Origin of the sequence: Tateyamaria sp., assembly GCF_039945315.1 — a bacterium.
In the GTDB taxonomy this organism is placed as follows: Bacteria; Pseudomonadota; Alphaproteobacteria; order Rhodobacterales; family Rhodobacteraceae; genus Tateyamaria.
On the sequence record NZ_JBDUXB010000018.1, the window covers coordinates 83,099 to 105,604 of the forward strand.

General features: G+C 57.3%; 20 protein-coding genes and 1 pseudogene. 20 read left to right on the plus strand and 1 reads right to left on the minus strand.

Annotated elements, in window-relative coordinates:
• Window positions 1–98: 98 nt before the first annotated feature.
• The 5 genes and pseudogenes from topA (at window position 99) to ABJD00_RS04870 (ending at window position 5,512) form a co-directional block, all read left to right on the plus strand.
• Window positions 99–2,691: pseudogene (topA, locus tag ABJD00_RS04850) on the plus strand (type I DNA topoisomerase).
• Window positions 2,692–2,823: 132 nt separating this feature from the next.
• On the plus strand, window positions 2,824–3,537 hold the full coding sequence (locus ABJD00_RS04855; RefSeq protein WP_413829940.1) for a CoA transferase subunit A: 714 nt from the start codon (window positions 2,824–2,826) through the stop codon (window positions 3,535–3,537).
• An 18-nt stretch (window positions 3,538–3,555) separates the two neighbouring features.
• Window positions 3,556–4,584, plus strand: a complete 1,029-nt coding sequence (locus ABJD00_RS04860) for a PAS domain-containing protein (protein ID WP_413829942.1) — start codon at window positions 3,556–3,558, stop codon at window positions 4,582–4,584.
• A gap of 10 nt (window positions 4,585–4,594) precedes the next feature.
• Entirely contained in the window at window positions 4,595–5,221 is a 627-nt protein-coding gene (locus tag ABJD00_RS04865; RefSeq protein ID WP_413829944.1) for a 3-oxoacid CoA-transferase subunit B, read from the plus strand.
• A complete protein-coding gene (locus ABJD00_RS04870) occupies window positions 5,222–5,512 on the plus strand; it encodes a GNAT family N-acetyltransferase (protein ID WP_413829946.1) in 291 nt (96 codons plus the stop codon).
• 59 nt (window positions 5,513–5,571) lie between these two features.
• Here ABJD00_RS04870 and ABJD00_RS04875 read toward each other — a convergent pair whose 3' ends face one another.
• Window positions 5,572–6,375 carry a lytic transglycosylase domain-containing protein gene (locus ABJD00_RS04875; protein ID WP_413829948.1) on the minus strand — a complete coding sequence of 268 codons (804 nt, stop codon included), beginning with the start codon at window positions 6,373–6,375 and terminating at the stop codon, window positions 5,572–5,574.
• A 366-nt stretch (window positions 6,376–6,741) separates the two neighbouring features.
• On the opposite strand from ABJD00_RS04875, the gene ABJD00_RS04880 reads away from it, so the two are divergent.
• The 15 genes from ABJD00_RS04880 (at window position 6,742) to ABJD00_RS04950 (ending at window position 22,469) form a co-directional block, all read left to right on the plus strand.
• On the plus strand, window positions 6,742–6,921 hold the full coding sequence (locus tag ABJD00_RS04880; protein ID WP_413829950.1) for a Flp family type IVb pilin: 180 nt from the start codon (window positions 6,742–6,744) through the stop codon (window positions 6,919–6,921).
• A gap of 109 nt (window positions 6,922–7,030) precedes the next feature.
• Window positions 7,031–7,207: a hypothetical protein gene (locus ABJD00_RS04885; protein WP_413829952.1), complete on the plus strand. Its 177-nt coding sequence runs from the start codon at window positions 7,031–7,033 to the stop codon at window positions 7,205–7,207.
• Between the two features lie 275 nt (window positions 7,208–7,482).
• Window positions 7,483–8,340 carry a Flp pilus assembly protein CpaB gene (cpaB, locus tag ABJD00_RS04890; protein WP_413829954.1) on the plus strand — a complete coding sequence of 286 codons (858 nt, stop codon included), beginning with the start codon at window positions 7,483–7,485 and terminating at the stop codon, window positions 8,338–8,340.
• Between the two features lie 222 nt (window positions 8,341–8,562).
• A complete protein-coding gene (locus tag ABJD00_RS04895; protein ID WP_413829956.1) occupies window positions 8,563–9,993 on the plus strand; it encodes a type II and III secretion system protein family protein in 1,431 nt (476 codons plus the stop codon).
• A gap of 12 nt (window positions 9,994–10,005) precedes the next feature.
• Window positions 10,006–10,671 (plus strand): OmpA family protein, encoded by a 666-nt coding sequence (locus ABJD00_RS04900; protein ID WP_413829958.1) that lies wholly within the window; start codon window positions 10,006–10,008, stop codon window positions 10,669–10,671.
• Between the two features lie 239 nt (window positions 10,672–10,910).
• Window positions 10,911–12,149 carry an AAA family ATPase gene (locus ABJD00_RS04905; RefSeq protein ID WP_413829960.1) on the plus strand — a complete coding sequence of 413 codons (1,239 nt, stop codon included), beginning with the start codon at window positions 10,911–10,913 and terminating at the stop codon, window positions 12,147–12,149.
• Between the two features lie 23 nt (window positions 12,150–12,172).
• A complete protein-coding gene (locus ABJD00_RS04910; protein ID WP_413829962.1) occupies window positions 12,173–13,600 on the plus strand; it encodes a CpaF family protein in 1,428 nt (475 codons plus the stop codon).
• Window positions 13,601–13,614: 14 nt separating this feature from the next.
• Window positions 13,615–14,580, plus strand: coding sequence for a type II secretion system F family protein (locus ABJD00_RS04915; RefSeq protein WP_413829964.1), 966 nt, complete (start codon window positions 13,615–13,617; stop codon window positions 14,578–14,580).
• Between the two features lie 12 nt (window positions 14,581–14,592).
• On the plus strand, window positions 14,593–15,561 hold the full coding sequence (locus ABJD00_RS04920; protein WP_413829966.1) for a type II secretion system F family protein: 969 nt from the start codon (window positions 14,593–14,595) through the stop codon (window positions 15,559–15,561).
• 89 nt (window positions 15,562–15,650) lie between these two features.
• Window positions 15,651–16,217 (plus strand): tetratricopeptide repeat protein, encoded by a 567-nt coding sequence (locus ABJD00_RS04925; protein ID WP_413829968.1) that lies wholly within the window; start codon window positions 15,651–15,653, stop codon window positions 16,215–16,217.
• Window positions 16,218–16,299: 82 nt separating this feature from the next.
• Window positions 16,300–17,154, plus strand: a complete 855-nt coding sequence (locus tag ABJD00_RS04930; RefSeq protein ID WP_413829970.1) for a tetratricopeptide repeat protein — start codon at window positions 16,300–16,302, stop codon at window positions 17,152–17,154.
• 4 nt (window positions 17,155–17,158) lie between these two features.
• Window positions 17,159–17,656 carry a prepilin peptidase gene (locus tag ABJD00_RS04935; protein WP_413829972.1) on the plus strand — a complete coding sequence of 166 codons (498 nt, stop codon included), beginning with the start codon at window positions 17,159–17,161 and terminating at the stop codon, window positions 17,654–17,656.
• Window positions 17,657–17,729: 73 nt separating this feature from the next.
• Window positions 17,730–19,037 carry an ATPase gene (locus ABJD00_RS04940; protein WP_413829974.1) on the plus strand — a complete coding sequence of 436 codons (1,308 nt, stop codon included), beginning with the start codon at window positions 17,730–17,732 and terminating at the stop codon, window positions 19,035–19,037.
• Window positions 19,034–19,822 carry an NAD(P)-dependent oxidoreductase gene (locus tag ABJD00_RS04945; RefSeq protein WP_413829976.1) on the plus strand — a complete coding sequence of 263 codons (789 nt, stop codon included), beginning with the start codon at window positions 19,034–19,036 and terminating at the stop codon, window positions 19,820–19,822. The genes ABJD00_RS04940 and ABJD00_RS04945 overlap by 4 nt, the downstream gene beginning before the upstream one ends.
• Before the next feature lie 208 nt (window positions 19,823–20,030).
• The gene (locus tag ABJD00_RS04950; RefSeq protein WP_413829978.1) at window positions 20,031–22,469 is read left to right on the plus strand and encodes a ligase-associated DNA damage response DEXH box helicase; all 2,439 of its coding nucleotides are present in this window, start codon (window positions 20,031–20,033) and stop codon (window positions 22,467–22,469) included.
• The last annotated feature ends 37 nt before the right edge of the window (window positions 22,470–22,506 follow it).

A 22,506-nucleotide genomic window follows, 5' to 3' on the forward strand; every position in this document is an offset into this window, starting at 1 on the left:
TGAACGAAACGCGCACCGATTGACATTCCTGACTTGCACCCCACATCTTGCGCGGCCATAGAGCACGCAGTTTTTCCCGTCCGAGGTAGATCCGTTTAATGCCCGTCGTCGTTGTCGAATCCCCAGCTAAAGCCAAGACAATCAACAAATATCTGGGGGACGACTATACGGTTCTCGCCAGTTACGGCCACGTGCGTGACCTGCCTCCCAAGGACGGATCCGTCGACCCTGACAACGGATTCGAGATGTTGTGGGAGGTCTCAAGCGACTCCAAAAAGCACATGAAGGCGATTGCTGACGCCCTCAAAGACGACAACGCCCTGATCCTCGCAACCGACCCCGACCGCGAAGGCGAGGCGATCAGCTGGCACCTGCAGGAAGCGCTGACCAAGCGCAAGTCGATCAAGAAAGACACACCCGTCAGCCGCGTAACGTTCAACGCTATCACGAAGGCCGCCGTGACCGACGCCATGGCCAACGCGCGTCAGGTCGACATGCCGCTGGTAGAAGCCTACCTTGCTCGCCGCGCGCTCGACTATCTGGTCGGCTTTAACTTGAGCCCCGTTTTGTGGCGTAAGCTGCCCGGGGCCAAATCTGCTGGCCGCGTCCAGTCTGTCTGTCTGCGCATCCTCACTGAGCGTGAGATGGAAATCGAAGCGTTCCGCAACCGCGAATACTGGTCGGTCAAAGCTGTACTCGCGAGCCCGCGTGGACAGGAATACGAAGCGCGGCTCACCAGCCTTGCAGGCAAAAAGCTCGAACGCTTTGACCTCGAAAACCAGACGCAAGCCGAAATGGCGGTTCAAGCCATCACCAGCCGCGCGCTCAAAATCCAGTCGGTAGAGGCCAAACCCGCCTCTCGCAACCCCTCCGCCCCTTTCATGACCTCGACCCTGCAACAAGAGGCCAGCCGCAAGTTCGGCATGGGTGCCCGCGCCGCGATGAGCACAGCCCAGCGGCTCTATGAAGCCGGATACATTACTTATATGCGGACTGACGGCATCGACATGGCGCCTGAGGCTGTCACCATGGCGCGCGATGCGATCAAGGATCGATATGGTGCGGACTATGTCCCCGACAAACCCCGCATCTACAAAAACAAGGCCAAGAACGCCCAAGAGGCCCACGAATGCATCCGCCCTACCGACATGGCCAAGGATGCCGACGCGCTGAACATCATGGATGCGGACCAACGCAAACTCTATGATCTGATCTGGAAACGGACCCTCGCATGCCAGATGGAAGGCGCGCGCCTCGAACGCACCACGGTCGAAATTGGCAGCGATGACGGCCAGGTTGGCCTGCGTGCCACGGGTCAGGTTATTCTCTTTGATGGCTTCCTGCGCGTTTATGAGGAAGGGCGCGATGACGAGGTCGTCGATGACGACGACAAGCGCTTGCCGCAACTGAGTCAAGGCGAAGCTGCCGACAAGCGCGGCGTCACTCCCGAACAGCATTTCACCCAGCCCCCGCCCCGCTATACCGAGGCGACCTTGGTGAAGCGAATGGAAGAGTTGGGCATCGGTCGCCCATCCACCTATGCCAGCATCGTTACCACCATTCAGGACCGCGGCTATGTGCGCAAAGATCGCAACCGCCTGATCCCAGAAGACAAGGGACGGTTGGTGATCGCCTTCCTCGAAAACTACTTCCGCCGCTACGTGGGCTACGACTTTACCGCTGACCTTGAAGAACAGCTCGACGACGTCAGCGCAGGCGATCGCGACTATAAAGATGTATTGGGCCGCTTCTGGACCGATTTCAGTGCGGCGATTGCTGAAACTTCCGAATTGCGCATCACCGAGGTGCTCGAAAAGATTAACGACGTGCTGGAACCTCACCTGTTCCCGCCCATGGAAGACGGCAGCGATCCGCGCCTCTGCCCGAATTGCGGCGCCGGACGGCTTAGCATGCGCACCGCACGTTCTGGCGGGGCCTTTATCGGTTGCTCGAACTATCCTGAATGCCGCTATACCCGCCCGTTTGGTCCACCCGACCCCGAAGCGGAAGCAAGCGCTATTCCCCCTGAGGGCAAGTTGCTGGGTGAAGACGCCGGCGACGAAATCCGCGTCTTCAAAGGTCGCTTTGGGCCATACGTCCAGCGTGGACCTGTGACTGAAGAGAACAAAAAACCTCCTCGCCAGTCCATTCCCAAAGACTGGGCCCCAGAAGAGCTGGAGTTGGAGCGCGCCGTAATGCTCCTGTCCCTGCCCCGCGAAATTGGGCCGCACCCAGAGGACGGTGTGATGGTCTGGGCCAATATCGGGCGCTATGGGCCTTACATCAAACACGCCGAAAGCACGTCAGATCGCGGGGGCACCAATGCCAACCTCGAAGGCATCGACGAGGTCTGGACCGTGGGTATGAACCGAGCAGTGCAACTGCTGGCCGAAAAACTGGCCAGCCGTGGCGGGCGCGGTGCTGCGGCCAAACCCCTGCACGAACTCGGCGAACACCCCGACGAAGAGGGGCCTGTATCCGTGATGAAGGGCAAATACGGGCCTTACGTCAAATGGGGCAAAGTGAACGCAACCATCCCGAAGGGTACCGAACCCGAAGACGTCACAATGGACATGGCAGTTCAACTTATCTCCGAAAAAGCGCCTGCCAATAAAAAGACCGCGAAGAAGAAGCCAGCGCCCAAAAAAAAAGGCAACTAGCAAAAAACAGGTGGCCAAAAAGGCGTCTTGAATTATGTATATGGTTTAGGCCATGCAGTATGCCGCAGTACACAACGCTTTGCGTTGACTTTGCTTAGGTGTGGCGGCAGTCTTTTAATGCGCGAACGACATGCCCTGGCAAGGGGGCTGTGGGGGGAATCAGATGAAAAAGATTTATGGTTCGGCGGCGGACGCCCTCGAGGACGTGCTGTTTGACGGCATGTTTATTGCGGCAGGTGGCTTTGGCCTGTGCGGTATTCCCGAACTTTTGCTGGATGCGATCAAGGACGCTGGCACCAAGGATCTGACCTTTGCCTCCAACAATGCGGGCGTCGATGATTTCGGGATCGGGATCCTGCTTCAGACGCGTCAGGTCAAAAAGATGATCTCGTCCTATGTCGGCGAGAATGCGGAATTCATGCGCCAGTACCTGTCCGGCGAATTGGAATTGGAATTCAATCCCCAAGGTACCCTGGCCGAACGGATGCGGGCGGCAGGCTGCGGCATCCCAGGTTTTTATACAAAGACCGGCGTCGGCACGGTCATCGCGGACGGGAAAGAGCATAAGGATTTCCCGACGGGCCCCGATGGTTCTCCCGAAACCTATATTATGGAGACAGGCCTGTTTGCCGATCTCGCCATCGTCAAGGCATGGAAAGCGGACGCAACCGGCAACCTCGTGTTCCGCAAAACGGCGCGTAACTTCAATCCTCCGGCTGCGATGTGCGGCAAGATCTGCGTGGCCGAGGTAGAAGAGATTGTACCGACAGGCTCGCTCGACCCCGACACGATCCACCTTCCCGGCATCTACGTGCACCGCCTGATCGAGGGCGCGCATGAAAAGCGTATCGAACAACGCACCACGCGCGCAGCCTAAAGGAAGAGGATCGCGACAATGCCAGACACCATTGAACAGCTACTCGACCATAACGTGGCCTTTGACGGCTACAACCGCGCGCAAGTTGCGATAGTCGTGACCAATCCGTTCATCGACGGCAATCCGATCGTCTATGTAAACGAAGCGTTCACCCGCTCCACGGGCTATGCGCGCTCGGCATCGGTAGGGCGCAATTGTCGCTTTTTGCAAGGCGAGGAAACTGACAAAGCGGATGTCGACAAATTGCGCCACGGCATTGAGAACGAACAGACTGTCACCGTCGACATAATGAACTACCGCGCCAACGGCGAAAAGTACCGCAACCGGCTGGTGGTTTCTCCGCTGCATGATGACAGCGGCAATCTCCAATATTTCATCGGAATACAGAAAGAGCTGCGTGAAGGGGACACCGACCAGTCGGTCGAAGAGATCAATGAAGCGTTGATCGAAATCCAAAACCGGGTTGCCACTGACCTGTCTATGGTCATCGGCATGATCCGCCACCAAACGGGGGCTACGTCTGCGCCAGAAGAATTCATGGCTCTGAACCGGCGGATCGAATCTCTGCAACTGCTTTATGAAGAGATGAAGTTGGCGGATTCGCAATCCAACCGTAATAGCATACAGATGGGCAGTTACCTGTCCCGTCTTTCTTCAGCCATCGCCCACACGACAGGCCGCCCCGGTGTGCGGATGAACTTACAGATCGAACCGCTGGAAGTACCCATTGAAACAGCGACTCGTGTTGGACTGGTCCTGTCAGAAGTTCTCACCAATGCCTTCGAACACGCCTTTGATCGGTTGGACAGTGGCCTTGTCGAAGTGCGGATGAGCCAGCTTAGTGCAGGAGGCTTGCGCCTGATCGTCTCGGATGATGGCGTCGGCGTACCCCGAGACATGCTTTGGCCCGACCGTCGAACCATGGGCGGACGCATCGTGTCTGGTCTGATTGAAGGGCTTGAAGGCACATTGGATCTGGGCAGAGGGGCTGCAGGCAGCTTCATTACCATCGACGTGCCTGCAGGCGCTGACTTATCTCATCACTAAGGGGCGACACATGCCGTGGGATCGCAACCAAATGGCAGCTCGTGCTGCCCAAGAACTCGAAGACGGCTGGTACGTCAATCTGGGGATTGGCATTCCGACGCTGGTTTCCAATTACATTCCGGAAGGGATTGAGGTCACACTCCAATCCGAAAACGGTATGCTGGGCATGGGCCCCTTTCCCATCGAGGGCGAAGAAGATGCTGATCTGATCAATGCAGGCAAGCAGACCATCACCGAACTGCCACAGACCGCGTATTTCGACAGCGCGCAAAGTTTTGGCATGATCCGCGGCGGCAAAATCGCGATGGCAATCCTTGGCGCGATGGAAGTGGCCGAGAACGGAGATCTCGCGAACTGGATGATCCCCGGCAAACTGGTCAAAGGCATGGGCGGCGCCATGGACCTCGTCGCAGGCGTGGGCCGCGTTGTGGTCGTGATGGATCACACCAACAAGCATGGCGACAGCAAAGTGCTGCGTGAATGCACTCTGCCGCTGACCGGCAAAGCCGTGGTGGACCGCATTATCACCAACCTCGGCGTGCTTGATGTGGTCGGAGGTGGCTTGCGTATCGTTGAGACCGCCGATGGTGTCAGCGAAGAAGAACTACGCGCGGCGACCCAGGCCACGTTGGTCTGATTGCCCGAGTTCGTCATCCAACGGGAAGACAGCGATACCAAAGGCCGCTTGTTTCTGATCCACGAGGGATCAGACGCTGAGCTTACTTACTCGATCCTGCCGCCGAAAACCCGCATTGCGGATCATACGGGTGTGCCCGATGCGCTGCGCGGGACCGGTGCGGGCCTTGCTCTGGTGGAACGGCTGGTTCTGGATGCACGGACCGAGGGGTGGAAAATCGTGCCGCTTTGTCCATTTGTGAACAGCCAACGGGCCCAGCATCCAGAATGGGCGGACGTGTTTAACGTCTGAGCGGGGACGATTTCAAAACTAGGAAGACGGACCAGAACTTTCTCAAAACCCCTTCGGCGTCAGTTCATCGCTGCAAACACACAACCATCTGTGACCAGCACGGGGGGCGTAATGCAAAGACCTCGGGCCAGTTGAAATGTCGCCAGTACCTTGGGCACATAGTCGCGGGTCTCTGAATACGGGGGCACGCCCTGATGTTTGCGGACAGCCCCTTCGCCAGCATTGTATCCCGCCAGGACCAACACGGGGTCATTGTCAAAATGGCCCATAAGCCAATCAAGGTATTTGACGCCACCGGCGATGTTCTCAGCTGCTACAAAACTGTCGTCTACTCCAAAGCGGTCTGCCGTGGCCGGCATCAACTGCATCAACCCTTCGGCCCCCGCCCCGCTCTTTGCGTCCGGCTTGCCGCCCGACTCGACCATCATCACGGCCAGAACAAGCGCCGGAGAGACCTCGGTATCAATCGTTGCTTTGAGAATTTCTATCCCTTGCGCCTGAGCCAATGCTTGTATCTGCTGAAGCCGTGGCACCGGCACAGGGGCCTCTGCCCGCGCAAGAGCGCGCATGGCTTCATCGAGACGCCCCGGACCAGAGTCCGCAATATCAGGCGAGATATCGCTCCAGAACCAGTCAAAGCGGGACAAGCGGGGCTGCGGGTTCGCCTGACTTTCATCTGGAACAACCGCGACGGCCTTTTGCGTCGGCTCAATCTGAATGTTGATCCGCTTTTTGGTCCCGGCGCTGGGGGGTTTGACCCGTTTGGCTGAGAATTGCTTGAAAGAAGGGGGTTCTTCCGCGCCAATGGGCCCAACGCCCATGGTTACAGCCAAAAAGGCTGCGCAAATCACAGATCTAATCATACTGTTTCGCCTCAAGGGTTCGGTTCTTCGACCGTTATTGAAGCCAATATCGCAAAAAACCCGAACTCAAACCAGCTTTGTTCACGCCAAATATGGCCAGTTTGCCTTATTTGCCACGCCCATTTCGTAAATCAAACATCAACAAAACTTTTTACCTAAAAAAAATCCATACAATTCAGCCTACTAACAAAATTTTTAGAACTTTATTTGAGCAGACGTGAAATGCTCAATATGCCGCCAAATTCGTGCCCCAATCCAACGTCTATATAACGGCATACCAAGTCGGACAGAGCCAATGAGAGAGAGCGGCTCACAAAGGACGGCAAGGTTAATGTAAAACTACTGATCCTTTGGAGGGACACTACAATGATGAACTTTATCAAAAACTTCCGTAAAGACGAAGACGGCGCCGTAACAGTTGACTGGGTTGTTCTGACAGCCGCTGTTGTTGGCCTGGCCGTTGCAGCTTACACGTCGATCGAATCTGGCGCGACTGAGCTGACAGCTGACACCGACACATTCCTGCAGGGCCAAGACCCTAACTAAGTTGGTCTGACCTGACGGTTAATCTTACACGGGGGGCCGCGACCGTTTCCGGACGCGGCCCCTTTGTGCACCCTGCCACCAGTGTTATGCGTTTGAAAGGTGTCCAGTTATGACCCGATTTATCAAGAAATTTTCCCGCGAAGAAGCTGGCGCAGTCACTGTCGACTGGGTTGTACTGACTGCTGCAGTTGTCGCGTTGGCGGCAGGTATTGTGGCGGTTCTCATTGATGGCTCCGCCGGAGTGTCAGCTGGTACAGAAGCCTTTATGACCGACTTTGAGTTCTAAGTTCGCCACAAAGACTGCCGGACGCCGACCAGACTCGAGCGGTTCATTGATCACAAGTTTGGGGCGTCGCGCTTTGCCGCCCCACTGCAGCATGCACTTTTTTACGAAATCCCCCGCGCCCAGCTCGGGGTTTTTGTCCTTTGCGAAGGGACATTGCAAAACGCCACACAGGCACCCCGCCCTGTCCTGAAAAATGCCACATTCTGGTGACACTTCTTCTCTCAAGAGGTTCTCTCCGTTCCGGAGATCGTGGACCCAATCATGAGGTAGCAAAAATGCGAATGGTTTTCGGATTGGTCTTGTTGGCCGGGATCGCCCTTGCGGGTGGTGCTGTATACATGGCCAAAAATTACATCGGACAATATCAGACCGCGCTGGCCAAAGAACGGGCTCAACGCGAAAAGATCGTCCCAACGATTCCCGTTTATGTCGCGGAACGCCCCCTGAAATACGGTGAAGCGCTCACGATGGAAGACGTGCGCACCGTGGATTGGCCTGAAAACGCGATTCCCGAAGGTGCCTTCACCGAAGATAACCCCATCTTTGCCGAAGGTGAGACTGCCGCTCGTGTGGTGTTGCGCACAATGGAGAAGGACGAAGCCGTCCTCGAAGTCAAAGTCACTGCGCCCGGTGAAGAAGCAGGCCTGACGTCCCGCCTGGAACGCGGCATGCGCGCCTTTGCGATCAAAGTTGATGTGGCATCCGGTGTTTCCGGCTTCTTGCGTCCAGGCGACCGTGTCGACGTTTACTGGACCGGCCGGGTAGCTCAGACCCTCAGCGCAGACCGCGGTGAAGTAACCAAACTGATCGAACCTGGTGTCAAGCTGATCGCCATCGACCAGAATGCAGCTGGTGACCTTGATGGCGCCAACATTGCGCAGACAGTTACCGTTGCCATTGCCCCTGCTCAGGTGGCGAAATTGGCACAGGCGCAATCAAGCGGCCGCCTGTCGCTGTCGCTGGTTGGTGCCGAAGATGATACGATCGCTGGTGCAATCGAAGTCGACCAGCGCGCGCTCCTTGGCATCGCAACACAGGAAGTTCAGGCCGAAGTGGCACAGGAAAAGACCTGTTCCATCCGCACACGGCGCGGAGCCGAAGTGGTTGAGATCCCGATCCCCTGCACGAACTGATCTCAAAAAATCAACAACTTATAGGGGCGTTTCCATAGGAAGCGCCCCTTTCGCTTGTGTCGTCTGTTGCCAGTTATCCACATAAACGACCATCCTGAACCCATTGATTCTTGCAATAAAAACCAAACTGCCGCATGGTGCCTCCAATAAGCGGGCAAACGACCCGTACTACACGCGGGCAACAAGACCCGACACCGAGGCGTGATCAAAAAGGCAGGTCACATGTACATTGACGGAATTTTCAAAGCGACCCTTCTTGGGTTGTCTCTTGCGATCAGCCCCATGGCTATTTCTGCTGCACAGGCGGAAAACCTACGAGTGTTGCGCACAGAAACCGAAGCGACGCTGAACGTCCCCATGAACCGGGCCGTTGTTGTCGAAAGCGAAGAGCCTTTCGCCGAACTCAGCATCGCCAACCCGGCCATTGCGGATATCTCCTCGCTCAGCGACCGCACTATATATGTGCTGGGGAAAACGCCGGGTCTGACAACGCTAACCCTTCTTGATGCGAACGGCCGCTTGATCACGAACGTGAACGTTCGGGTCGCAGCGGACATTTCGGAGTTCAAAGAACGGCTGCGCCAGATCCTTCCCGGAGAAAAGATCGAAGTACGCACCGCGAACGACGGGATTGTGCTGTCGGGGGTCGTATCGTCCACCTCACGCCTCCAACGCGCGCTTGATCTGGCCGAACGTTACGCCGAAGGCCGCGTTTCCAACCTGATGAGCGTCGGTGGCGTACAACAGGTGATGCTCAAAGTGCGTTTTGCAGAGATGAACCGCTCGGTTTCCAAGTCGCTCAGCTCATCTTGGGCCATAGGTGGCACTGGAGCTGGGGGCGATGTCGGCATCTCTGGCGGCAGCGGCACCAATGTTGGCGCGCTCGGAACCGCCAACGCTCTTGGTGGTAATACCCCACTCTCAAACGATAACGCGGGTGCCATCCTGTTTGGCTGGAACTGGGGCAGCACTCAAATCGGGCTTTTGATCGAAGCGCTTGAGGCGAAGGGCGTTGTGCGCACTCTGGCTGAGCCAAATCTGGTTGCTTTGTCCGGTCAAGAGGCGAAATTCCTTGCGGGCGGCGAGTATCCTGTCCCGGTCAGCCAGGATAACGGCGTGATCACCATCGAATTCAAACCTTTCGGCATCGAGTTGAACTTTATCCCCCGCGTGGTGGACGAAGACCTGATCAATCTCGAACTTGAAGCGGCGGTATCGGCCATCGACCCCACAAACGGCTTTGAGGTGGACGGGTTTGAAATCGACGCCTTCTCACGCCGCGAAACATCAACCACTGTGGAAATGCGCGATGGCGAAAGCTTTGCAATCGCTGGACTTTTGGAAGACAACTTTGTCGATAACTCCACCCAGTTGCCCTGGATTGGCGATGTGCCGATCCTTGGTACACTGTTCCGCTCAGCAGATTACCAGCGCAATCAGACCGAACTGGTGATCATTATCACGGCGCATCTGGTGTCCCCCGTTAACGGAGACATCCTCGCGCTGCCCACAGATCGCATCAAGCCACCCAGCGAAGCCGACTTGTTCCTTTATGGCCGCACGGCCGCCGGAACACGCGTCCCCCAAACGGGTGCCGCAGGCGAGGTTGCCAAACAGGACTTCTCCGGCTCATATGGCTACGTGTTGGATTAAGGACAGGTTGCTATGAAACCGATCATCACCGTCGCATTGACAAGCAGTCTGGCGCTATCGGCATGTGGCGCATCTCAAGACCCGGTCTACACACAGTTCTATCGTGAAGCCGGATCATTGGTCGATACAGGCCAATTCGGGAACGCCACTGCCAGCAACACGCTGATCATGACCGGCGAAGAAGGCTATACTTTCGATCTGGCCAACCGTTTCGCCTCCGAAGTGATCACAACAGTGAACTTCTCGTTCAACTCGTCTCAACTGGACGGCGGTGCCCAAGACGCTCTGCGGCAACAAGCCAACTGGATCCGTCAGTTCCCGGAAGTTCGCTTCAAGGTCTTTGGACATACCGACGCGGTTGGTTCTTCGGGATATAACAAACGGTTAGGTCTTGCGCGGGCTAATGCGGTTGTCCGTTTCCTTTCCACTCAAGGCATTGATCGATCGCGCCTCGAGGCCGTCGCCTCCTTTGGCGAAACACAGCCTCTGATCGTGTCGCAAGGGCGCGAACGTCGCAATCGGCGCACAGTGACCGAAGTGTCAGGTTTCGTGAAAACAAACCCGGCTGTATTGGACGGCAAGTACGCTCAGATCATCTATCGCGATTACATCCAATCTGCACAGGCACCGAGCCAGCTGAGCGGTATCACCGGAGCCGATTTGCGCACCGAACAGTAATCCCCCTACCCTTCCGCATTCAACTTAGGCGCGCAGACAATCCTTGTCTGTGCGCCTTATCGTTCCAAGATACCAAACAATTGGAGTTTTTTAGCCCAAATCTCGCCTGAATTGACTGCGACAACAGCCTTCTAAGAACACCTATGTCCAATGAAAATTGGGCTCAGGGGCATCAGTCAGCCGGGCGCAACACCGCTTTGACCCAGACTTTTGTTCCGTAATTGAAGGACACGTGGGCAATGAGCAGTGTAATGCCGCAACCAGAGACAGCGCCAATTGTGGCCTGTACCATCAGCCGAGATGTACAAAACTTCGATCTGCTGATCGAAGATATGGAACAAGCTCTGGGCGAAGCGTGGGGCGATCTGGGATTTGCCGAGGCACTGGCCTTTTTCAACCAACCCGAAGCAGAAGCGATGGAGTTCGTCGCGCTGGCCCTTGATGATGCGGATGAAGACAACCTTGTCCTCATGGGCGAGATCATTAGCCATGCCAAAGCCCGCGATATAAAAGTCATCCTGATTGCCGAGGATGTCACACCCGCATCCCTGCACCAGCTGTTGCGCAACGGCGCAGACGAATTTGTCCCCTACCCCCTGCCCGAGGGTGAGTTGCATCTGGCCATCGAACGTTTGCGCGCACCTGCCGCACAGCTTCCCGCCGACACTGAGCGGACGGCTCAACTCAAGACTGGCGCAAACAAAGAAGGAGCGGTGTTTGTCGCCCACGGCGTCGCCGGAGGTACAGGATCAACAACGCTTGCGGTGAACCTTGCCTGGGAACTGGCCTTGCTCAATCCCAGTGAGTCACCGAATGTGTGTTTGTTGGACTTTGATCTCCAGTTCGGTTCGGCATCGACGTTTCTGGACCTGCCCCGCCGCGAGGCCGTGTTCGAAATGCTCTCGGACACCGAAGCCATGGACGACGAGATCTTTGGCCAGTCTCTGCTGACCTTTGAGGAAAAGCTGCAGGTGCTTACAGCGCCCGCGGACATGATTCCACTGGATCTGATCACACCTGAAGACATCAGCCGCGTCATCGACATGGCACGTGCGCATTTCGATTATGTCGTGATCGACATGCCATCGACCCTCGTACAATGGACCGAAACAGTTCTGTCCTCAGCGCACCTCTATTTCATCACACTGGAACTTGATCTGCGCTCAGCCCAGAATACGCTGCGCTTCAAACGCGCGCTTCAGTCCGAAGAACTGCCGATCGAAAAGCTGCGCTATGTGCTCAACCGCGCGCCAAAGTTCACTGATTTGGGTGGCAAGGCACGGGTCAAGCGGCTGTCCGAAAGCCTCGACATCGCTATTGAAGTGCAACTGCCGGAAGGCGGCAAGCCAATCACGCAAAGCGCGGATCACGGCCTGCCTTTGGCGTCTTCGGCCGCAAAAAATCCGCTGCGCCGCGAGATCGCCAAGCTGGCCGCGTCCATCCATGAATTGAGCGAAGATCAAAGCCAAGCGGCGTGATCTGACAACCCGGGGGTTACTCGATGTTTTCGAAATACAAAAAAGAAGCACCAGCCAAGGCCGCTGCACCCGCCCCAAAAGTGGAAGAGGCGCCAAAAGCCGACGCACCCAAAAGGATTGCGCGCAAAGCCAATGCAAGCGTTGCCGCCGTTGTCCCCATGGACAAAGAGCGCAAGAAAAAGGAGCGGATGGGCGAGATTAAACTCGAACTGCACCGCGCCTTGCTCGACAACCTCAACCTCTCGGCGCTCGAGTCAGCGACCGAGAATGACCTGCGCCAGGAAATTCAGGCCATTGCGGGTGAATTCCTGCAGGAAAAGAACATCATCCTGAATCGTGAAGACCGTCAGATCCTCAACCAGGAACTGTTTGACGAGGTGATGGGCCTTGGCCCCCTCGAAACCCTTCTCCAGGATGAGACAGTCAACGATATTCTGGTCAACGGCCCACAGCAGATCTTTGTGGAACGGTCAGGCAAGCTGGAACTGACCGACATTACGTTCAAGGACGAACGCCACTTGCTGCGCATCATCGACAAGATCGTGTCCGCCGTGGGTCGCCGTGTTGATGAATCCAACCCTTATGTTGACGCCCGCTTGCAAGACGGTTCGCGTTTCAACGCTATGGTGCCGCCCATCGCAGTGGACGGCTCGCTCGTCTCCATTCGTAAGTTTAAAAAGGACAAGTTGGGGATCGACGATCTGGTCAACTTTGGCGCCTTTACCGAAGAAATGGCAGCCTACCTTCAGGCGGCTGTGGCCACACGTCTGAACGTCATCGTCTCGGGTGGTACCGGTTCAGGTAAAACAACGACGCTCAACGCCTTGTCTTCATTCATCGACAACAACGAACGTATCCTGACAATCGAGGATACGGCCGAACTCCAGCTGCAACAGACACATGTTGGCCGGATGGAAAGCCGCCCACCCAACGTCGAGGGCAAAGGCGAAGTTTCCCCACGCGACTGTCTGAAAAACGCCCTGCGGATGCGTCCTGACCGCATCATTGTGGGTGAGACACGTGGCGAGGAAGTCATCGACATGCTCCAGGCCATGAACACCGGCCACGATGGATCAATGACCACGATCCACGCCAACTCGGCGCGCGACGGTGTGTCCCGTCTCGAAAACATGATCGCGATGGCGGGTATCGAAATGCCGCTCAAGGCTGTGCGCTCACAGATTTCTTCGGCTGTGAACCTGATCGTACAGGCCTCGCGCTTGCAAGACGGCTCACGCCGCATGACCTCAATCACCGAGATTACCGGGATGGAAGGGGATGTGATTTCCATGCAGGAAGTGTTCCGTTTCCAGCGCGTCGGCCTCACACCTGAAAACAAGATCATCGGTCACTTCACTGCCACCGGCGTGCGTTCACACTTCTCCGAACGCTTCCGTATGTGGGGATATGACCTGCCCGCCAGCATCTACGAACCCATCGCTGCAGAATAAGAGGCCCGAGCAAAATGAGTGCAGAACCAATTATCTACGGGTTAATCTTTATCGGCGTGCTGGTGCTCGTCGAAGGGATCTATCTGGTTGCCTTTGGCAAATCCATCAGCCTGAACAACCGGGTCAACCGCCGCCTCGAGATGCTGAACAAAGCAGGCGGGCGGCGCGAAGAAGTGCTGGATCAGCTGCGCAAGGAAATGCAGCAGCACATGGGCGCACGCTCTATCCCGCTTTATTCTCTGCTGGCCGACAAGGCGCAAAAGGCCGCCATCGCTTTTACCCCGAAACAACTGATCATGATAATGGGCGGGCTGAGTGCTGTGGCCTTTGTTGGGCTCTCAGTCGGCACGGAAACAGAACCTCCCGTGCGCATTCTGCTGTCGGTTGGCATCGGCATCGGGGCGGTGTTCTTCTGGGTGTCCTCCAAGGCGAACAAGCGGATGGCGATGATCGAAGAACAACTGCCAGACGCTGTGGAACTTATGGTGCGCTCCTTGCGCGTCGGGCACCCCTTCACGTCCGCAATCCAGATCGTCGCCAAAGAGGTGCAGGACCCGCTGGCCTCCGAATTCGGCGTCATCGCAGACGAAAGCGCTTTTGGCCGCGACGTGGGCGAAGCGCTCAAGGCCATGGCCGAACGGCTCGACATGCAGGATTTGCGCTTCCTCGCCGTGGCCGTGACAATCCAGCAGCAATCCGGTGGTAACCTCGCCGAGATCCTGATGGGTCTGGCCAAGGTGATCCGTGCACGCTTCCGCCTGTTCCGCCGGGTGAAGGCTATCACGGCCGAGGCCAAATGGTCCGGCAAGTTCCTGTCCGCCTTCCCACTTGTCGCCCTCGTCGTGATCAACATCGGCGACCCGCATTACTATGACGAAGTCCGCGACCACCCGTGGTTCATCCCAGCCTGTTTCGTCGTCGGCATCTTCTTGTGCGTCAACCTTGTGGTGATGCGCGTCCTGACCAACATCAAAGTTTGAGGAACCCGTATCATGGACGCAGTGCTGCAACCCATTAACGACATTCTCGGGCCCCTCGGGCCAATCATCATCGTCGGTGTGCTTGGTGTGATGATGATAGCCATCGTCATCGTTATGATGATGCGCCAACCCGAAGACCCGCTGGCCAAACTCAAGAAAAACACTCATGCCAAGAAAACTGGCAACCAAAAGGAACGCCTGCGCCAGGGTGCACGCAACGAACAGCTTGAACGCTTCTCCAAATTTCTCGAACCCGAGGACGTGGCAGAACTTTCCAAGCGCCAGTTAATGCTGCGTCAGGCGGGGTACCAGTCTCGTGACTCGGTTCGCATGTTCCACGCTGCGCAATTCATTCTGGGTGTGCTGGGTCTGGTTGCTGGCGTGATTTACACGAACTTCGTGGTCGGCACTGACAATATGACCACCCAAAAGATCATCATGTGGACGGTCGGCCCCGGCGGCGTCGGATACTACCTGCCACAATACTGGATCACCCGCCGGGTCGAGGCCCGCAAGGAACAGATCACTCAGGGTTTCCCAGACGCGCTCGACATGATGTTGGTCTGTGTTGAGGCCGGTCAGTCTCTCGATCAGGCTATCACGCGGATCGCCGGAGAATTGCGCGCCTCCTTCCCCGCACTTGCGGACGAATTCCAAGTTGTGAGCTACGAAATGAAAGCCGGTAAGGACAAAGTCACCGTTCTTAACGACATGGGCGAACGCTGCGGCGTGCAGGACGTCGCCTCCTTCGTGACCGTTCTGGTTCAATCGGCGAGCTTTGGTACGTCAATCGCGGATGCCTTGCGCGTCTTTGCTTCGGAAATGCGCGACAAGCGTGTGATGCGGGCCGAAGAAGCGGCAAACAAGCTGCCGACTAAGATGACGCTAGCGACTATGATGCTGACGGTTCCGCCGCTGCTGATCATTCTTGTGGGCCCCTCCGTGCACGGCATTACGCAGTTGGGCAACATGGGGAACTAGCCACAGCGCATTTTCATGTTAAAAGACAAGCACCGTGCGGGAACACCTCGCGCGGTGCAGTCGTATAAAAAGGTCGAAAAGGCCGTATAATGTCAGGCATCCGGGCTCTGCCCGCCCTCTTGATCGCTCTTATTCTTGCCGCCTGTGCGCCGGCAAGCATCGACGTGTCTCAAACAGGTCCCTTTGCTCCGGGCGTTGATCTCAAGGCCGAAGCCGTCAGTGGGGTCGAGGTCGGCCACCGCCTGATCGCCGCAGGAGAGTTCGAACTGGCCATCAAAGCCTTCAACCGGGCGGCACTGGATCGGGGAGGGTTTGACGGCGAAATCCTGTCCGGACTGGGCACTGCCAACCTTGGGCTGGGGCGATTGGGACAGGCCGAGACCCTGCTTCGGCGCGCCACAACTGAATTCGATCCCTTCCCCGAGGACCTCAACAACCTTGGCGTTGTGCTGATGGAACAGGGCGAAAACGCCGAAGCCGTGCTGGTTTTGAAAAAGGCATTTGCATTGGATGACGGAGAAAGCACACTCATCAGGGATAATTTACGCACAGCACTCGCAAAAGCAGAAAATCCTGATAGTCTAGAAGCCAAAGAGAACCGGTATAATCTGGTCCGACGAGGCAGAAGTGACTTTCTAATACAATCTGCCGATTGAGTTTGAGGTGCGCCACTAAGGCGCGTGGGATGCGACCGGGCAAAAAAGCACGGCGTGAACGAGCAGGAAAAAGGACGCAAACATGCGCCACCCCGTATTTTTGGCTGTCTCTCTGGCAGGGGCTTTGGCCCTGTCCGCGTGTGAACAGAAATCCGCTGACGAGACCGTTGAACGCGCCTTTCAGGACGTAAATGTCATCGACGAACATGGTCTGAGTGACGTGATGCTGACCGTCGCTGACCCGAATGAGGCGGTGACCTACTTCCAGCGTACGGCCTCGCAAAACCCTGACCGGATCGAGGTCCAACGCGGCCTGGCCTCCAGTCTCGTGCGCGCCAAACGCTACAACGAAGCGGCGCCAGCTTATGCACGTGTGGTCGAGCTGGAAGGTGCAACCAATGACGACCGCGTCGACTACGCGGACACGCTCTTGCGCGCAGGCGACTGGGCGCGGGCGGAACAGGAACTCGACAAGGTGCCCCCCACGTTCGAGACCTTCAAGCGTTACCGCCTTGAGGCACTGATTGCCGATAGCAATGAAGAATGGAAAAAAGCTGACAGCTTCTACGAAATCGCTGCGGGCCTCACCACACGGCCCTCAGGCGTTTTGAACAACTGGGGCTATTCCAAACTGACGCGCGGCGACTATGCGGATGCAGAACGTCTGTTCACCGATGCGGTGCGCCAGGACCCCAAGCTGTTTACGGCCAAGAACAACCTCGTCCTCGCGCGTGGCGCGCAGCGTAACTATGCTCTGCCTGTTATCCCGATGGACCAGAAAGAACGTGCGCAATTGCTCCACACCATGGGCTTGACGGCTGTGAAACAAGGTGACGTGCAGACCGGCAAGTCGCTGCTGCGTGACGCCATCGAAACGCATCCCCAACACTTCGAAGCCGCCGTCAGATCCCTGAGCGCGCTCGAAAACAACGGTTGATCTGATGTCACTGCCTGCGCTGGTGGCGTGGTGGGTCCTGCCCTTCGTGCTGCCACTGTGCATCTACGTGGCCTACACTGACCTTTCGCGGATGAAGATCACCAACCCCACGGTGATTGCCATTGCGGCGGTCTTTGTGGTGCTGGGCCCTTTCCTTTACCCCTTTGACACGTACCTGTGGCAACTCGCTCAGCTCACAATCGTTCTGGTGGTCGGCATCGTGCTGAACGCTGCTGGCGTCATGGGCGCCGGGGACGCCAAGTTCCTGGCCGCCGCCGCACCCTATATCGCACCGCCCGACCTCCGCCTGTTGATGGCGCTATTTGCTGCTGTTTTGCTGGCCGCCTATGCCGTTCACCGGATTGCCAAGGCCACACCATTGCACAAAATGGCCCCCACATGGGACAGTTGGAACACAACAGGGCGTAAGTTTCCCATGGGTTTTGCCCTTGGCCCCACCCTTGCGCTTTACCTGTGTCTTGCTGCGGTGCACGGGTCTTGACGGTATATCGCCACAATTTGGTCTGAAACGCGGGCTAATCTCTCGCGAAACAATCAGACCACAGGCCCGCCCGATGAATATGCAAGTCGCAGACGTGATCGCCCCTCCGGCCCCCAAACGGCTGGAAGAGATGAAACTGCCCATCGTGCTGATGCGGGATATCCTGCTGAAAACGATGTTCCGCAAAAACCTCGATATGGTGTCAGACCTGTCGCCGGCACTGTGCCTGCCCATCCCGGTTGTCCAAGAGATCATCGACATGTGCCGCGATCAACGCCTTATGGAGGCGACCGGGACACTTAACGCCAACAACGGCAACGAAATGGGCTATCAGCTGACGGATGCGGGCAAGGCGCGCGCACTAGATGCGCTGGCACAATCCGAATATTTCGGAGCGATGCCCGTGCCGCTTGATGTGTACCGCGAGCAGGTTCAACGCCAGTCGATCCGCAACATCATGGTCACCCGCACGCAACTGACCGGGGCCATGGGCCATTTGGTCTTGCCACCAGACCTTCTGGACCAGCTTGGGCCTGCCGTCAGCGCCGGGCGCTCAATCCTGATGTATGGCCCTCCCGGTAACGGTAAGTCCTCGATCTCAAACGGTATTCGCGACGCGCTTGGTGATCAGGTTTATGTGCCGCGGGCAATTGAATATGCGGGTCAGGTGATCACGGTCTATGACCCGATCGTACACGTTCTGTCCAAGGATCAGGGCGACTCAGGCACGGCTCTGCGCCGCCGCACGCCCCATGACATGCGTTACGTCAAATGCGAACGCCCCACGGTGGTCACAGGCGGTGAATTGAATCTGTCGATGCTGGACCTCGTCTATAACCCGACAGCCAAAACCTATCAGGCTCCGCTGCAGCTGAAATCGACCGGCGGCATCTTCATCGTGGACGACCTTGGTCGTCAGGCTGAAAGTCCGCAGGCGCTGGTCAACCGCTGGATCGTTCCCCTGGAAGAAAGCAAAGACATCCTCGCCCTACAATCGGGTGAGAAATTCGAGGTGCCGTTCGACACGCTGGTGGTCTTCTCCACCAACTTCCACCCCAACGAAATCTTCGACCAAGCCGCCCTGCGCCGGATCTTCTTCAAGATCAAAATCGACGGCCCGAGCCAGGCGAACTTCCTGAAAATCTTTGCCATGGTCGCCAAGAAAAAAGGGATGGCCCTGAATGAAGAAGCATTGGTCTACCTGCTGAAGGTTAAGTACCCGACGATCCAGAACATCTACGCCAACTATCAACCGAACTTCCTCGTCGACCAGATGGTGGCGACCTGCAATTTCGAGGGGATCGACCGACAGATGACGCCCGAACTCATCGACCGGGCGTGGGCCAACATGTTCGTCAAGGACGAGCACATCGTCAAATGATCGGGGTTGCGGGCTGTGGGCGCATGGGTGCGCCCATGCTCGACGCGCTGCGCGATGGCACGGCTCATGCAATGGGCTTTGACGTGGTGGCCAAGGATCCAGACTACATCACGAGTGATTTTGATGCATTCGTTCCACAGCTAGAGACCGTATTCACCGTGGTGCGAGATGCCGACGAAACCGACGCACTCCTCTTTGATACACAAAACCTGATCGCAGCGGCCCCGGTTTTGCGCCGCATCTTTATCTGCTCCACGCTGTCGCCGCGCTATGTACACGCATTGCGCGCTCGCGTGTCTGACCACATCACCCTGATTGATGCCCCCATGTCGGGGGCACAAGCAGGCGCTGAAGACCGTAGCCTCAGCTTCATGCTGGGCGGTGCACAAAGCGATATCGACGACGCCATCCCGCTGCTGTCGCTGATGGGTCGGCACTTTCACCATATGGGTCCCTTCGGGTCCGGCATGCAGGCCAAAGTGCTCAACAACCTGTTGGCCGCCTCGCACACGGCGATGACACGACTGGTTTTGGATTGGGCGGATGCGGCCGGGCTCGACACAGACAAACTTCTGGCGCTGATCAAAACGTCCTCGGGGCAAAATTGGCTGGCCTCCGGATTTGAGACGATCGAGTTTGCCAAGGATGGGCACGCGGCCGACAATTCCATCGGCGTTCTGGTAAAGGACGTCGCCGCCGCGTTGGATGCAGCCCCAGATGGCGCGGACATGACTCTACCCAAAATCGTTCAGGCCGCGATCCGTAACCTCACCCCGCGCGACTAAAGCCGCAACGTTCATAGCATTAAGCAGAGCGATTTGTGCACCATCGGTGCACCGAGCGTGCATCGCCAAATTCGGAACTAAGCCTAAATAAAAAACGAAAAACCGCCAACACCCATCCAAATTCTCGATTTCGAGTAACCCCCGGTGGTTGGCGCTGTAAGGCGACCGGGGGCTGGCCCCCAATCCAGCACCTGCTAGATGTCACTACATGACCGCGTTGCCCGACATCTTCTCAAGCTGGTTCGCCTCCAAAGGGTGGTCCATCCACCCACACCAGCAGCAGATGCTGGACCGCGCCAATGAACCCGCCTTGCTGTTGATCGCCCCGACAGGCGGGGGCAAAACACTCGCCGGTTTCCTGCCGACATTGGCAGAACTCAGCGATGGTGCACACGAAGGTTTGCACACGCTCTACATCTCGCCGCTTAAGGCCTTGGCCGCAGACATCAAACGCAACCTGCGCACGCCCGTGGCCGAGATGGACCTGCCCATTCGCATCGCAGACCGTACCGGCGATACCAGCCAAACCCAAAAAAAACGCCAGCGCGCCGACCCACCCCACATCCTTCTGACAACTCCAGAAAGCCTCTCACTTTTAACCAGTTACGAGGACGCGCCGCGCATGTTCGCAGGCCTCAAACGGGTGATCGTCGACGAAATCCACGCCCTCGCAGAAAGCAAACGGGGTGACCAGATGTTCCTCGCCCTGTCGCGCCTGCAAGCGATTTGTCCCGACCTGCGCCGTGTAGGGCTGTCGGCCACAGTAGAAAACCCTAACGCCATCGCCCACTTGCTGGCGCGCCACCCGGATCCTTGCCAGATCATCAATGCTGACCCCGGCCCGGCTCCGGACATCCAGATGCTTGTGACTGAGGACGCCCCCCCTTGGGCCGGTGGAGGCGCAAAATATGCCATTCCTGCTGTGTTGCAGCAGGTAAAGGCTCATAAAACCACGCTAATTTTTCACAACACACGAGCACAGGCCGAACTTTACTTTCACAACATCTGGCTCGCCAATGACGAAGGACTGCCCATCGGCATCCACCACGGCAGCCTTGATCGCCAGCAGCGCGAAAAAGTCGAACAGGCGATGGTCGCGGGCGACCTCAAGGCCATTGTGTGCACCGGCACGCTTGATTTGGGCATTGACTGGGGCGGCGTGGATCTGATCATCCAGATCGGCGCCCCCAAAAACGTCAAACGGCTGGTGCAGCGGATCGGGCGCGCCAATCACCGCTACAATGCCCCCTCCAAGGCGCTGCTGGTCCCTGCAAACCGGTTCGAGGTGGTCGAATGCGTCGCCGCCCTCGAAGCGGTCAAGGAAGGCGCACTTGACGGCGACCCTCGCGGCCCCGGCCCACGTGACGTGCTCTGCCAGCACATCCTGATTGTTGCAGCGGCAGGCCCCTTTGACGCCGACGCTCTTTATGGTGAAGTGGCGACAACCGGCGCCTATAGCACTCTGACCAAAGAAGAATTTGACGCTTGCCTCGATTTCTGCGCCACGGGAGGCTATGCACTGCGCGCCTACGATCAGTGGAAGCGACTGCAACAGCGTGCCGATGGTCTGTGGCAACTGCGCGACCCGCGCGCCGCCCAACGGATTCGTATGAACATCGGTACCATTCAGGACACCGACACGCTCAAAGTCCGGTTCAAAGGACGGGGCGGCAAGCCCTTGGGCGAGATCGAGGAAGGATTTGCCGCCACCCTCACACCCGGCGACACCTTCCTGATTGGCGGTCAGATTGTGCGCTATGACTCACTGCGCGAAATGACGGTGCAAGTGACCCGAGATGCCGCCAAAAAACCCAAGATCGCGACCTTTATGGGAACGAAGTTTGCGACCTCCACCCAACTGAGCCACCGCATCATCGAGATGTTTCAACGCGATGCATGGCCGGACCTGCCCCCGCACACATCCGAATGGCTCGCGCTTCAGCGCAAAGTTTCCCGCCTGCCCGAACCGGGCCGCCTTTTGATCGAGAGTTTTCCTCATGACGGGCGCGCGCATACGGCCGTCTACGGCTTTGCTGGGCGCAACGCCATGCAAACGCTCGGGCTTTTACTCACCAAACGGATGGAGGAAACAGACCTCAATCCGCTCGGCTTTCTGGCCACGGATTACGCGACGTTGATTTGGGGGCTTGATCCGATCACAGACCCTGCGCCGCTTTTCGAAATCGAAGGCCTGCGCGACGGGCTGGAACGGTGGCTGGCGGGCAACGCGGTCATGAAACGCACTTTTCGCGCTTCGGCGACCATCGCCGGATTGATCGAGCGTAACCTTCCGTCTGCGCGCAAGACCGGACGGCAGGCAACGTTCAGTTCAGACATTCTTTACGATACATTGGCAAAGTACGATCCCGACCACCTGATGCTGGACATCACGCGACAAGAAGCGTTGCGGGGTCTCGTAGATTTTGGCCGGATCGAGGAAATGTGTACCCGTATCGGGGATCGAATTGATTTGATCGAGCACGACCGCGTCACACCGCTGGCCGCGCCCCTGTTCCTCGAGGTTGGCAGAGTGCCCATCAAGGGGCTGGCCGAGGAAAAACTGCTGGCTGAAGAAGCGGACCGCCTGATGAACACCGCAGGCCTTGTACCCGATCCACCCAAACGGGCGTGGCGCGCTCCCTTCTGATTGGCCTGAGACACAAACCCTTGTCCGGAATGCTCCA